9 protein-coding genes and 2 pseudogenes are annotated in these 14654 nt (G+C 53.2%); 9 read left to right on the top strand and 2 right to left on the bottom strand.

Features of this window, described 5'->3' with window-relative positions:
* The first annotated feature begins 226 nt into the window (after nt 1-226).
* The 9 genes and pseudogenes from btsT (at nt 227) to symE (ending at nt 12431) form a co-directional block, all read left to right on the top strand.
* A complete protein-coding gene (gene btsT, locus OGV57_RS12620) occupies nt 227-2377 on the top strand; it encodes a pyruvate/proton symporter BtsT (RefSeq protein WP_003845609.1) in 2151 nt (716 codons plus the stop codon).
* A gap of 110 nt (nt 2378-2487) precedes the next feature.
* Nucleotides 2488-2682: a YbdD/YjiX family protein gene (locus tag OGV57_RS12615; protein WP_003830038.1), complete on the top strand. Its 195-nt coding sequence runs from the start codon at nt 2488-2490 to the stop codon at nt 2680-2682.
* 12 nt (nt 2683-2694) lie between these two features.
* A complete protein-coding gene (gene yjiA, locus OGV57_RS12610) occupies nt 2695-3651 on the top strand; it encodes a GTPase (RefSeq protein ID WP_003837219.1) in 957 nt (318 codons plus the stop codon).
* A 132-nt stretch (nt 3652-3783) separates the two neighbouring features.
* Nucleotides 3784-4950 (top strand): restriction endonuclease, encoded by a 1167-nt coding sequence (locus OGV57_RS12605; RefSeq protein WP_286531242.1) that lies wholly within the window; start codon nt 3784-3786, stop codon nt 4948-4950.
* 256 nt (nt 4951-5206) lie between these two features.
* Nucleotides 5207-8728, top strand: coding sequence for a type I restriction-modification system endonuclease (gene hsdR, locus OGV57_RS12600; protein WP_054528028.1), 3522 nt, complete (start codon nt 5207-5209; stop codon nt 8726-8728).
* A gap of 66 nt (nt 8729-8794) precedes the next feature.
* Nucleotides 8795-10411: an N-6 DNA methylase gene (locus tag OGV57_RS12595; protein ID WP_054528027.1), complete on the top strand. Its 1617-nt coding sequence runs from the start codon at nt 8795-8797 to the stop codon at nt 10409-10411.
* Nucleotides 10411-10842, top strand: a pseudogene (locus OGV57_RS23820) (restriction endonuclease subunit S domain-containing protein); the annotation flags it as partial. The gene OGV57_RS12595 and the pseudogene OGV57_RS23820, both read left to right, overlap by 1 nt.
* A pseudogene (locus tag OGV57_RS12590) lies at nt 10822-11862 on the top strand (restriction endonuclease subunit S); the annotation flags it as partial. The pseudogenes OGV57_RS23820 and OGV57_RS12590, both read left to right, overlap by 21 nt.
* 224 nt (nt 11863-12086) lie before the next feature.
* A complete protein-coding gene (gene symE, locus OGV57_RS12585) occupies nt 12087-12431 on the top strand; it encodes an endoribonuclease SymE (protein WP_054528026.1) in 345 nt (114 codons plus the stop codon).
* Nucleotides 12432-12528: 97 nt separating this feature from the next.
* Here the strand turns inward: symE and OGV57_RS12580 are convergent, their stop codons facing one another.
* Together OGV57_RS12580 and OGV57_RS12575 are read right to left on the bottom strand one after the other, a co-directional pair.
* On the bottom strand, nt 12529-13593 hold the full coding sequence (locus OGV57_RS12580; protein ID WP_054528025.1) for a DUF2955 domain-containing protein: 1065 nt from the start codon (nt 13591-13593) through the stop codon (nt 12529-12531).
* Nucleotides 13583-14650, bottom strand: coding sequence for an HlyD family secretion protein (locus tag OGV57_RS12575; protein ID WP_003837201.1), 1068 nt, complete (start codon nt 14648-14650; stop codon nt 13583-13585). The genes OGV57_RS12580 and OGV57_RS12575 overlap by 11 nt, the downstream gene beginning before the upstream one ends.
* Nucleotides 14651-14654 lie beyond the last annotated feature (4 nt).

The following is a 14654-nucleotide window of genomic DNA, read 5'->3' as shown; positions in this document are numbered from 1 at the left end:
TTAGTGATCTCAATCACATAAATATTCCCGTTTGCCCCCACCGCTTACCGCTCGCTGACACTTGGGACCGCTTAAGCTGACATACAACCGCTCACTTATTTACCTTACTTTACGCGCGTAATTCTCTGGCAAGATCCCCCCAACATAGCAGTCAAATAACCTCCTCAAACACAAGATCAAACCCACGCGGCTTCGGCCAATTATTAATTAGATACCAGGTTTTACTATGGATACGAAAAAGATATTCAAGCACATACCCTGGGTGATTCTCGGAATCATCGGTGCATTCTGCCTCTCGGTAGTGGCATTACGTCGGGGTGAGCACATCAGTGCCCTGTGGATCGTGGTCGCCTCAGTTTCTGTTTATCTGGTGGCTTATCGTTACTACAGTTTGTACATCGCCCAAAAGGTGATGAAACTTGACCCGACGCGCGCCACGCCGGCGGTCATCAATAATGATGGTCTGAACTACGTTCCAACCAACCGTAACGTGTTGTTTGGTCACCACTTTGCCGCTATCGCAGGTGCAGGTCCGCTGGTTGGGCCGGTACTGGCCGCGCAGATGGGCTACCTGCCTGGTACGCTGTGGTTGCTGGCGGGCGTAGTGTTGGCCGGTGCGGTACAGGACTTCATGGTGCTGTTTATCTCTTCTCGCCGTAACGGCGCATCTCTGGGTGAGATGATCAAAGAAGAGATGGGCCCGGTGCCGGGAACCATTGCGCTGTTCGGCTGCTTCTTAATCATGATCATCATCCTCGCGGTACTGGCGTTGATCGTGGTGAAAGCACTGGCTGAAAGCCCGTGGGGTGTGTTCACCGTCTGCTCAACCGTACCTATCGCGCTGTTCATGGGGATCTACATGCGATTCCTGCGCCCAGGACGCGTGGGCGAAGTGTCGGTGATTGGTATTGTGTTGCTGGTTGCCTCCATCTACTTCGGCGGCGTGATTGCGCACGACCCGTACTGGGGCCCGGCGCTGACCTTTAAAGACACCACCATTACCTTTACCCTGATCGGTTACGCGTTTATCTCTGCGCTGCTGCCGGTATGGCTGATCCTCGCCCCGCGCGACTATCTGGCTACTTTCCTGAAAATCGGCGTTATCGTCGGTCTGGCGGTGGGGATTGTTATTCTCAACCCGGAACTGAAAATGCCGGCGATGACCCAGTACGTTGATGGTACTGGCCCGCTGTGGAAAGGCGCTCTGTTCCCGTTCCTGTTCATCACCATCGCGTGTGGTGCGGTATCTGGCTTCCACGCGCTGATCGCTTCCGGTACTACACCGAAGCTGCTGGCCTGTGAAACCGACGCGCGTTTCATTGGTTACGGCGCGATGCTGATGGAATCCTTCGTGGCGATTATGGCGCTGGTTGCTGCGTCCATCATCGAACCGGGTCTGTACTTCGCAATGAACACCCCGCCTGCTGGCCTTGGCATCACCATGCCGAACCTGCATGAAATGAGCGGTGAGAACGCCCCGCTGATTATGGCGCAGTTGAAAGACGTTACCGCACACGCAGCGGCAACCGTCAGCTCCTGGGGCTTTGTGATTTCACCTGAGCAGATCCTGCAAACCGCGAAAGACATCGGCGAGCCGTCTGTTCTGAACCGCGCAGGTGGCGCACCGACGCTGGCCGTTGGTATCGCCCACGTGTTCCATAAAGTGCTGCCGATGGCTGACATGGGCTTCTGGTACCACTTCGGTATCCTGTTCGAAGCGCTGTTCATCCTGACCGCACTGGACGCCGGTACCCGTTCTGGCCGCTTTATGCTGCAAGATTTACTGGGTAACTTCGTTCCGTTCCTGAAGAAAACCGACTCTCTGGTTGCGGGTATCATTGGTACTGCGGGCTGCGTAGGCCTGTGGGGTTACCTGCTGTATCAAGGTGTTGTTGACCCGCTGGGCGGCGTTAAGAGCCTGTGGCCGCTGTTCGGTATCTCTAACCAGATGCTGGCTGCCGTGGCGCTGGTTCTCGGCACCGTGGTGCTGGTTAAAATGCAACGCACCAAATACATCTGGGTTACCGTGGTTCCGGCAGTATGGCTGCTTATCTGCACCACCTGGGCGCTGGGTCTGAAACTGTTCAGCACCAACCCGCAGATGGAAGGCTTCTTCTTCATGGCGAATCAGTACAAAGAGAAGATTGCTAACGGCGGCGAACTGACCGCTCAGCAGATTGCCAACATGAACCATATCGTCATCAACAACTACACCAACGCAGGCCTGAGTATTCTGTTCCTGGTGGTGGTGTACAGCATCATTTTCTACGGGTTCCGTACCTGGCAGAAAGCCCGTACCATCAACGGTCGCTCTGATAAAGAGACACCGTATGTACCGGTGCCGGAAGGCGGTGTGAAAACCTCTTCACATCATTAAGCCGTAATTGCCGGATGGCGCTGCGCTTATCCGGCCTACAAAATGTGCAGTATGTAGGCCGGATAAGGCGCAAGCCGCCATCCGGCTTTATTCATTAACAGGACGGCAGAATGTTTGGTACTTTAGGTCAGGCAAAAAAATATCTCGGTCAGGCGGCAAAGATGCTGATTGGCATTCCGGACTACGACAACTACGTCGAGCACATGAAGACCAACCATCCCGATAAGCCGTACATGACCTACGAAGAATTCTTCCGCGAGCGCCAGGAAGCCCGCTACGGTAGCGGCGGAAGCAGTTGCTGTTAGAAGGAGAAGTGAATGACCCCGATTGCAGTTACCCTACTCACCGGTTTTCTTGGCGCGGGTAAAACTACCCTGCTGCGCCATATTCTTAACGAGCAGCACGGTTACAAGATTGCCGTTATCGAAAACGAATTCGGCGAAGTCTCGGTGGACGATCAGCTGATTGGCGATCGCGCAACACAGATCAAAACCCTGACCAACGGCTGCATCTGCTGCACCCGTTCGAGCGAACTGGAAGATGCGTTGCTCGATCTGCTCGACAACCTCGACAAAGGCACCATCAATTTCGACCGTCTGGTGATCGAATGCACCGGCATGGCCGATCCCGGCCCGATTATTCAGACCTTTTTCTCCCATGAAGTAATTTGCGAACGCTACCTGCTGGACGGCGTGATTGCACTGGTTGACGCGGTGCATGCCGACGAGCAGATGAACCAGTTCACCATTGCCCAGTCTCAGGTGGGCTACGCCGACCGCATCCTGCTGACCAAAACCGACGTAGCAGGTGAAAGCGAAAAACTGCGTGAGCGCCTGGCGCGCATCAACGCCCGCGCCCCGGTGTATACCGTCACGCATGGCGATATCGACCTATCCCTGCTGTTCGACACCAACGGTTTCATGCTGGAAGAAAACGTGGTCAGCGCCAAACCGCGCTTCCACTTTATCGCCGACAAGCAAAACGATATCTCCTCGATCGTCGTCGAACTGGATTACCCGGTCAACATCAGCGACGTGTCGCGAGTGATGGAAAACCTGCTGCTGGAATCCGCCGAGAAGCTGCTGCGCTACAAAGGCATGCTATGGATTGAAGGCGAGCCCAACCGCCTGCTGTTCCAGGGCGTCCAGCGTCTGTACAGCGCCGACTGGGACCGCCCGTGGGGCGACGAACAACCGTACAGCCAACTGGTGTTTATCGGCATTAACCTGCCGGAAGACGAGATCAGAGCAGCGTTTGCGGGATTGAAGAAGTAGCTTTTTTGTAGGCCGGATAAGGCGCAGCCGCCATCCGGCACTGGCAGTTTTCATTCCGATAAGTGATTCATCCCATGGAATTTTTCACCTGGTGTGGCAAGCTATTGTCATTGCACTCGTTAAGGGACCAACGTGAAAAATTACAAAGTGATTACCCCGCTTTTTCCGACCTACGCCCAGGTAAAAGCGATGATGAAAGCCGTTTCAGGCTATTCCCTGAAAGCCGTGCGGGATATGATTACCGCCATCCACGAGCAAACGGGCACACCGCAACAACCCGTTGACTGGTCCGAACCGGATCTCTGGATCAGCGAGCGCTTGTCAGGTGAAGATGCCGAAATCGCCCGCCGCATCTGGGATACTGATAACCATATTCTGAACCCACGCCACAGCTACGGCTGCTATTTATTCCTTAATTATCCTCAGTTTGACCTGATGAAAAGCACATCAGATGATGTCTGGCAACCTACGCCTCGTGGGCAACAATTTCTGCACGATGACGAAAAGACATTGCGTTCGTTAGACGATCAGGAAGGCATCCTGCAGCTTCTGGAACTGCTGGCTGGCCGGGAAATGTCGCGTCGCGCGGATTTACTTCCCGAATGGCAGGCCTTTTTGCACCAGCACTCCAAATTCGCCTCTGCCAGTTCAGTAAAAAGCACACTCTACTCTCGCCTGTATAACCTGATCGACCGTGAGATGGTGAACCGCGAAGGCATGAGCTACCGCATCACCGATGTCGGACGCGCCTGGCTTGGCAAAGCGCTGCCGGCCCGAAAAAGCGATCCGCGTAAAGAGCTTTTGGACGCCGTGAAGCGCTATAATGAACAGCAAAAAGAGCTGCTGCGCGAGCAAATCAGCACCATGAATCCGTACAAGTTTGAGCATCTGGTTGGGCAATTGCTGGAAGCGATGGGCTATGAACAGGTTAAAGTGACCAAAGCCTCCGGCGATAAAGGTGTGGACGTGATTGGTCAGGTGCAGGTGGGTATCACCACCATCACCGAAGTGGTGCAGGTAAAACGGATGCAGAACACCATCACGCGCCCATACATCGACCAGCTGCGCGGCGCACTGCCTTACCACAAAGCCATTCGCGGCACGCTGATTACTACCGGCAAGTTTGCCGCCAAATGCGCGGAAGCGGCGCTGTTTCCGGGGGCAGCCCCTATCACGTTAATCGACGGCGACCGCCTGCTGGAACTGTTGATCGAAAACAACGTCGGCATTCGACGCAGCAACGCGGTGGAATTGCTGGATGTGGATTTACAGCTATTTGATGAGCTGGAGATTGAGTGATAAGCATGAAAGGTCGCGGCCAGTAAGGCCGCGTCCTCTTCTTCTCCGCACTCATACAGCAGCATAATCTATAAATTACTCATCAATCCCATTCTTTAGCCTTTTTAAAGTGTTACGCACAACATCCTGCCCTTATAACGCTTGATAAAAAAACGTGCAGCGTTATGATTTTGGAAGACGTCTCGCAAAACGAACCTTTTCACCCTTTGCATTTTCAGCAATACGCTGCGGGTGATCGCTGCAAGGAGCTCAATCTTTGACAACCGCCAGCCCAACTCAGCCAACAAACTTTGATTTCCTGGCAGAATACGATCCGCTATTGGTTCAAATCACCGCCACCGCAGAACGGCTATTCTCCAGCGATCCCAATACCACACTAATGAAGCTACGCCAGTTTGGTGAAGCGCTGGCGCAAAATATTGCTGCCCGGTTGAATATTAGCCGGGAAGATAATCCAAACCAGCAAGAGTTGCTCTACAGGTTGGACAGGGAATTACAGTTTGATCCTGCCATCCGTCAGTTATTTCATACGCTGAGAATTGAAGGTAATAAAGCGACACATCAGTTCCAGACCCGTCACCGTGAAGCGATGGATGCGCTGAAAGTCGCCCGTGCCCTGGCAATCTGGTTCCATCAGACATTTGGTGATGCAGGTAGTCAGTTTAATCCCGGCCCTTTTGTTCCGCCGCATGACCCGAGTGAACAGCTCAATAAATCTCAATCTGCCATCGAACAACTCAAACAAACCTTATTGGCAGCGAACCAAAAGCTGGAATCCAGCGAGCAGCTTCAGACGTTACTTAAACAGCAAAAAGAAGAATATGAACAACTGGCTCATGCGATGGATATTGAGGCCAGAGAACAGCAGCAATTGCTGGAAATAAGCCAGCAGGATCTGCAAACGCTCCAGCAAAATTATGAAGCGAAGCTCACCGCCTTGCAGGCGCAGCTTGCTCAACAAACACAGCAAGCCATTATGGCCCAGCGTAAAGAGTTTGGCCGCAAGTCCAGCTATGCCCGCAAGCACATCATTACCGAAGAGCTGACGCGGATCCTGATTGACCAGCAGCTCAATGAATGGGGTTGGCTGGCGGATACTCAGGACATCACCTGGAAAAAAGGCTCCCGCCCTGAAAAAGGGGTCAACAAAGCCATTGCGGAATGGCCGACCTTTGCCGATGACGAACATGGCAGAGCAGATTACGTTCTTTTCTGCGGGCTCACCCCCGTCGCAACCGTTGAAGCAAAAAGAAAAAACGAAAATGTTGCTGGGAAAATCCCTCAGGCCGAGCGCTACAGCAAAGGCTTTCAGTTTGACGCATCCATGATCCCCGCCTGGTCTGAAGAAGGACGCGCCAAAGGCTGGGAAGATGGCGTGAATAGCGTTTATCAAATTCCTTTCGTGTTCTCCTGCAACGGTCGGCCTTATATCAAACAGTCCGCCGAACATTCCGGCACGTGGTTCCGCGATGTTCGCTCGCCTGACAATACCCGCTACCCGCTGGAAAGCTTTATTACGCCAGAAGGTCTGATGGACCGCCTGCATCGTAGCCGGGCGGAAGCAGAAGCCAAATTACATCAAGAGCCGTTTAGCTATCTTGGCTTGCGTGATTACCAGGTCAACGCGGTTAAGGCCGTCGAGTCCGCATTGGAACAAGGCTCGCGTGAAGCGTTGCTGGCCATGGCGACCGGGACGGGCAAAACACGTACCATTATTGGCTTAATCTACCGCTTCCTGAAGGCCGAACGCTTTAAACGAATCCTCTTTCTCGTCGACCGCTCTGCGCTCGGTGAACAGGCGCAGGATGCTTTTAAAGAGGCTTCGCTGGAACAGAGCCAGACGCTTTCACAAATCTATAATGTCGCCGAGCTGGGTGATATGGCGGCAGAAGCAGAAACCCGCGTACAGGTTGCCACAGTGCAATCCATGGTCAGCCGGATCTATCGTTCCGGCACGCCGCCTGCGGTAGATACCTACGACTGCATCATCATCGACGAAGCGCACCGTGGTTACACGCTGGATCAGGAGATGACCGAGGGTGAACTCTCTATCCGCGATAACGCCCAATATCTCTCCAGCTATCGCCGGGTGCTCGACTATTTTGACGCCGTAAAAATCGGTCTGACCGCCACCCCAGCCAAACACACTAGCGAGATTTTTGGTCACCCCGTTTATGTTTATTCCTACAGGGAAGCGGTGGCGGAAGACTGGCTGATTGACCACGAACCCCCGGTTCGCTATGAAACCCAGCTCAGTAAATACGGTATTCACTTTGATGCTGGCGACACCGTCAGCGCCGTGGATGCAGAAACGGGGGAAGTCGATACCAGCGAGCTGGAAGACGAGCTGAATTTCGACGTCGACGCCTTCAACCGTAAAGTCATCACCGAAGATTTTAACCGGGTGATCTGCGAAGAGCTGGCGAAAGAGATTGACCCTTCCGGCGATGAAAAAACGCTGATTTTCTGCGCCACGGACGCCCACGCCGATATGGTTAAGCGCCTTCTCGATGAGGCCATGGGCGCGGTCAACCCAGACTTTAATCAGGCCGCGATTGAGAAGATCACCGGCAAAAGCGATCAGGTCAGCAAGCTTATCAAGCGCTTCAAAAACGAACGCTACCCCAGCATTGGCATCACCGTGGATCTGTTAACCACCGGTATTGACGTTCCGGCGATCACCCATCTGGTGTTCCTGCGTCGGGTGAAATCGCGCATTCTGTACGAGCAGATGATCGGCCGTGCCACCCGTCGCTGCGACGATATCGGCAAAACCGTCTTTTGGATCCACGATCCGGTGGATATCTACGCCACGCTTCAGGATGTGAGCACCATGAAGCCGCTGGTGAAAAACGCGGGCGTCAGCATCGAGCAACTGGTTGAAGAGCTATCGAATGACGATGTGCTGGAAACGGCGCTGAACAATCCGGGCGATAGCCCAACGGAAACGCAGGCGGATAGCTTGCTCAATCAGCTCAGCCAGAAAATTATGCGCGTCCTGCGTAAAGCGGAGAAAAAGGCCGAAAAACGACCGGAAGTCCGCAAAAAGCTTAATGAGCTGGAAGAGCTCTGGGGCGTGGAGCCAAAGCAGTTGCACCAACATCTGCATAAGCTTGGCCCGCAGCAAGCCTCGGCGTTTCTCAAGCAGCATCGCAGTCTGATTCGTCAGTTAAGCGACGTCGGTACCCTGTTAGGCAGCGAGTACCGCCCGGTGATTTCAGACCATGATGATGAACTCATCAGCAAAGAGCAGACCTACGGGCGCTACCAGAAACCCGCCGACTACCTGCAAAGCTTTAATGAGTTTATCTCCACGCAAATCAACCAGTCCGCAGCGCTGTCGGTGGTGATTAACCGTCCACGCGACCTGACACGTGAGCAGTTAAAAGAGATCCGTCTTTTGCTGGATGAAGCGGGCTACAGCGAGGCCAGCCTGCGCTCGGCGGTACGCACCCAGAGCAGCCAGGATATTGCCGCCACCATCATTGGGCATATCCGCCAGGCTGCGCTCGGTGAACCGCTTATTCCGTTCGAGGAACGCGTGAAGCTGGCGCTGGACAAAATCTATGCCCAGCATAACTGGAGTAAAGTGCAGAAACGCTGGCTGGAACGGCTGGCAAAACAGCTGGTCCATGAAGTGGTGCTGGATAAAAACTTCGTAAATCACCTGTTCTCCGCCGACGGCGGAACGAAGAAGCTCAACAGCCTGCTGGACAACCAACTGGACACCATTCTCGATCAGATGAGCGATGCATTATGGGCACCAAAATCCGCCTGATCGTGATACCCTTCCCCATCATTTTTTGACAGACAGGCCGGGTAACCGGCCTTAACCGGAATAGCTATGAGCAACAACGAAATCGTTCAGAAACTCTGGAATCTTTGTGACGTCCTGCGTGACGATGGCATCAACTACAGCGATTACGTCACCGAGCTGGTCTTACTGTTGTTTATCAAGATGGTGCACGAGAACACCGAAGCGGAAACGCTGGATAAACACATCCTGCCAGAAGGGTGCCGCTGGAGCGATTTAAACAGCAAATCCGGCCTTAACCTGCTGAACGACTACAAACAAATTCTGCTGAAGCTCTCTACCGGTAAAGACGCCGAAGGCAAGCTGGTTCACGCCGACCCGCTAATCACCGCAATTTATGCCGACGCGCAAACGCGTCTGCGCGAGCCGCGCCACCTGGAGCAGCTGATCCGCTCGCTGGATCAGATCGACTGGTTCAGCGCGCAGAAAGACGGTCTGGGCGACCTGTATGAAGGGCTGCTAGAAAAGAACGCCGGTGAAACCAAGTCCGGTGCCGGGCAGTACTTTACCCCGCGTGCGCTGATCAACAGCATGGTGCGCTGCATCAAACCGCAACCGGGCGAAGTGATTCAGGATCCTGCCGCCGGTACTGCGGGCTTTTTGATTGCCGCCGATCAGTACATCAAGGCCAACACCGACGACCTGTACGATCTGTCGGATAAAGAGCGCATTTTCCAGAAGAACAAAGCCTTTATCGGCGTTGAGCTGGTGCCATCTACCCGCCGTCTGGCGCTGATGAACTGTTTGCTGCACGGGATGGAAGGCGATGAAAAAGGCGTGGTGCATCAGGGCAACGCGCTGGGCATGGCCGGGCAGTCACTGGCGAAAGCCGATATCATTTTAGCCAACCCGCCGTTTGGTACCTCCAAAGGTGGGGAAGCCAGTATTACCCGCGATGACCTTACCTATAACACCAGCAATAAACAGCTGGCCTTTTTGCAGCATATTTACCGCAACCTGAAGCCGGGCGGCCGTGCTGCCGTTGTGCTGCCTGATAACGTGCTATTTGAAGCCGGGGTCGGTGCCGATGTTCGCCGCGACCTGATGAACAAATGCAATCTGCACACCATTCTGCGTTTGCCGACCGGGATCTTCTACGCACAGGGCGTGAAAACCAACGTGCTGTTTTTCACCAAAGGCACCGACGCCGATAAATATCAGGAAGAAAACTGCACTGAAAACGTCTGGGTGTATGACCTGCGTACCAATATGCCGAGCTTCGGCAAGCGCACGCCGTTTACCGAGCAGCATCTCAAGCCGTTTGAAGATGTGTTTGGCGACGATCCGTACGGCAACAATCCACGCATTGAAGGCGAGTGGAGCTTTAACGCCAGCGAAATTGACGTGGCCGACAGCGAAGAGAACCAGGACACCGAGCAGCAACTGACCACCAGCCGCTGGCGCAAATTCAGCCGCGAATGGATCCGCACGGCAAAATCCGATTCGCTGGATATCTCCTGGCTGAAGGATAAGGACAGCATCGACGCCGACAGTCTGCCGGAGCCGGACGTGCTGGCGGCAGAAGCGATGGGTGAGCTGGTGCAGGCGCTGGGCGAGCTGGATGCATTGATGCGCGAGCTGGGCGCAGGGGATGAAGCGGATGCGCAACGTCAGTTGCTGGAAGAAGCGTTTGGTGAGGTATTGTAATGAATAGCAAACTACTGCCAGAAACCTGGCAGACAAAGCTAGCAATTGATTGCTTTGACCAAATATCAACAACAAACAGCAAAGTGAAGAGTAAAGACTGTTCACCGGAAGGGTTATATCCTGTAATTGACCAAGGTCAGAATTATATTTCTGGCTATATAAATGATGATAGCAAGGTTATTAAAGTAGACTCTCCTATATGCATATTTGGCGATCATACAAGGATTGTAAAATGGGTAACCCATGACTTTGTCCCTGGCGCTGATGGCACGAAATTACTACAACCAAAAGCCTTCATACACCCACGATATGCTTATTATAGTTTGTGCGCCTTAAATATCCCAGATAAAGGCTACTCACGTCATTTCAAATATTTTAAAGAACTAGAGATTAATCTACCCGGGCGGCTAGAACAAAAAATCATCGCCGAAAAACTCGATACGCTGCTGACGCAGGTAGACTGCACCAAAGCACGTCTTGAGCAAATCCCGCAAATCCTGAAACGTTTTCGTCAGGCGGTGCTTGAAGACGCTGTCAGCGGCAGATTAACGGAAAACTGGAGAGATGCGAGAATTAGTGAAGAATCAGCTGAAGAACTTCTCGTAAACATAAGTAAAACAAGAAAAAAAAACCTTACTAGTGGCACAGACTCTCTAGCTACAGAATCCAAGCGATATATTGCAAAGATCGATGCCCATCATTTTAATATTCCTGATATTATTCTTCCGGTTGGATGGAAATGGACTACTTTCTTACAGTCGATGGAAAAAGTGGTTGATTGCCATAACAAAACAGCACCATATACAGAGGAAGGTATTTATCTTATCAGGACACCTGATATTCGTAACGGCATTATTTCATTAAAAAACACTAAATATGTCAATGAAGATACCTATAATTTTTGGTCAAAACGATGCCCCCCGAAAAGTGGTGATATAATTTTCACACGAGAAGCCCCTATGGGAGAGGCAGGTATTGTACCTGAGAATACACTTCTATGTATGGGACAAAGAATGATGCTACTTCGCCCAATACAGAGCTATCTCAATAACAAATATGTTTTGCTGAATATTCTATCAATTAGTTTTCAGGCGAGAATGATGGCTCAGGCAATTGGTACTGGAGTTAAGCACCTTCGTGTAGCTGATGTCGAATCATTAATGTATCCTTTACCACCACTCCCAGAACAACACGAAATCGTCCGCCGCGTCGAACAACTCTTCGCCTACGCCGATACCATCGAAAAACAGGTCAACAGCGCCCTGACCCGCGTTAACAACCTCACCCAGTCAATCCTGGCAAAAGCCTTCCGCGGCGAGCTTACCGCCCAGTGGCGTGCTGAAAACCCGGAACTGATCAGCGGTGAAAACAGCGCTGCCGCCCTGCTGGAAAAAATTAAGGCTGAACGCGCCGCCAGCGGCGGTAAAAAAGCCTCGCGTAAAAAAGCATAATCCTTATAAAAGCGCACCGAAAGCGTGCGCTTTTATATATTTACACCCATTTATAACCCGCAAAAATATATCTATTTATTCCAAATCGCGCTTATTACGTTCAGTTTTTAGCTGGACTTTTCTTTTATTTACTGATGATATACACAGGTATTTAGCGCGATGCGGTCGTGCTGCAACACAACCGCATCGCTAATCACAATCACTATTCTCGGAGAATAGCCATCATGACTACCCCGCATTCTATTGCAGAATTCACCGTTCCAGAAGTCTCCCCGGCAAATAATCGTCTGGGTACCGTCAGCTATGCGAGTCGTTATCCGGATTACACGCATGTTCCGGCAATTATTATGAAAGGCCAGTGGCTGGCCGCCGCCGGTTTTGCCACCGGAACCCCATTCGATGTCAGAGTAATGCCAGGCTGCATCGTGCTGACGGCAAAACTGCCGGAGCCGGAAGAACCGGCGTTATTGCAGTCGCTGCGTCGGGTGTGCAAGCTGTCCGCGCGTAAGCAACAGCAGGTACAGGAGTTTATCGACGTGATTTCGGCGAAGTCGCTCAGGCAGAAATAACCGCCCTGATGCCCGGTGGCGCTGCGCTTACCGGGCCTGGAAATTCCGCTTCCCGTAGGCCGGATAAGGCGCAGCCGCCATCCGGCATTCCAGCCACTCACTCGGTGATCACAAATCGTGTCGCCGCAAAGCAGTTCAAAACGCGATGCACCAGAAATACCATCGTTAATGTGGCCACCAGCGCGACGGTAACGGAGGTTATGCGGTAGAGATCGCTGAACACCAGATCGCTGTCCGGATGCAGGTTCTGGCCGAACATAATGCCGATGGTGGTGATACTGGCAAAACCCACGCCCGCACCGACTTTTTCCATCACGTGCAGGCGGGCGCTGAACGCCAGTCCAAGGCCAATCAGCGGCATCATCAGCACCATATGGTTGCTGAAATCATACACCAGCAGTTGCACCAGCAGAATGTACAGACAAGCCAGAACCACGCCGACCACGCGCCAGAGAGAGCTCAACACCGCGCCGCGATAATGCATCGGAAACAGGATCAAAATGCCCGCCATCAGCGCCGACAGCGAATCGCTCAAGTCGCAAATCTGAAAGACCACAAAAATCATTGTCGCCACCGAACCGGAAAGCAGCGACTCGTGGCGAACCCGGGCGTCATCTTTCTCAATGCGCGGCGGCGGCTGGCGGGGTTCCACGTCCGGGATCAGATAATGCAGCAACGCGCTCAGCGCCACCGCCATGACGCAGGCTTCCATATTGGAGAACATCAGCGTATGCCAGTTGGTGGTGGGATAGCTCATAAAATTGAGCATCGTGCTCTGGCACACCACGCCCATTGAGCCGAACAGAAACAGCGGTCCTTTGCTCATCAAACGAAAACGCACCACGTACAGGCCAAATACCACCAGCGTCATAATCAGCGGCCATTGTGAGAGATAGCCGACAATCAGCACCATTTCGACGCAATTCACCGCCGCGCTGAACACAAACTGTTTGGCCACATGGCGGTTGAACACCGGTACCAGCGACAGCAGCATCAGCGGATAAACCACAAAGAACACGCCGTACTGCACGTTATAAAAGGTCGAGATACTCAGCGCGATTGTCCCGGCAACCGAGATACGCAGGGTCTGGCGAAAATCATTGGCGGTGTAGACAATATTCCCGTGCGGCGTAAAGACGTGAGCGAGGGTGTTAATAGACATAATGCAGCCAGCTAACGAGATGGATCTGCGCTCCGGCAAAGGTGCGGGCGAACATCCCTTCGCTGTTATACAACTGCACTGTGGCGCGTGCCCCGGTCGGCAACGGCGTGTCGAGCGGTTCGTTCAGCGCGACGTGAATACGCATACGCTGGGCATCGCGCACCCAGCGGGTAGACTGTTCCGGTTGCGACAACTGGCCATTAACCTGCTCCTGACCTGCCAGAATACCGGCATCGCTGCTGGTAACGCGAGCAGAGAAAACCTTGCCCGGCATGGCGTCGAACACTACGGCGGCATCGGTATCCACCCGGGTGTGGCGCAGGCTTTTCTCGCGAAAGTCGGCCACGATATCGGTCTGGTGGCTGACCAGCGCCAGTAGCGGCGTGGCGGCAGTGGCGTAAAGTCCGGGGCTAAGCTGGAGGTTGCTCACCGTGCCGTCGGTCTGTGCATATACTTTGCTCCAGCCGAGGTTCAGTTGCGCCTCTTCCAGCGCGTTACGGTATTTTTGCAGCGTCACGTTGCGGTTTTCATCGCGCTCGCCGCGTTGGATCAGCAGGTTCTGAATACTGGCATTGAGCGCCGACACCGACTGCTCGCTGGTTTGCCAGGCGGTGCGCACCTTGTCGAGATCGGCTTGCGACACGTTCTGCATGGCGCTCAGGCGCTGATAGCGGTCAAAGGTGGTCTTGTCGTTCCGGGCGTTAAATTGCGCGGTGCGCAGGTTGGCACGCACAGAGGCGATCTGCGCATCCAGCTGTTGGTTGCTCAGCTTTGCTTGCTCAAGGGCGATTTGCGCAGCCTCGACCTTATTGATAAATGGCGTCGGATCCAGTTCGTACAGCAAATCGCCCTTTTTCACCTGGCTATTGTTATGTACATGCACCTGCGAGACGTAGCCGGATACGCGTGAGGAAACGGGCGTTACTACACGCATCACCGTGGAGTCCGGTGTTAGCGGGATCCAGATATCGGCAACGATAAACCAGGCGAATATTACCAGGAAAGCGGCAATACTCACCCTTACCCAACGGGCAAATTTTTGTTCTGGGGTCATCATAGTT

The organism is Citrobacter sp. Cf087 (genome assembly GCF_030334285.1).
Classification (GTDB): Bacteria; Pseudomonadota; Gammaproteobacteria; order Enterobacterales; family Enterobacteriaceae; genus Citrobacter; species Citrobacter freundii.
The sequence above is the reverse complement of the archived record's forward strand: the minus strand, read 5'-3'. Positions and strand labels throughout refer to the sequence as shown.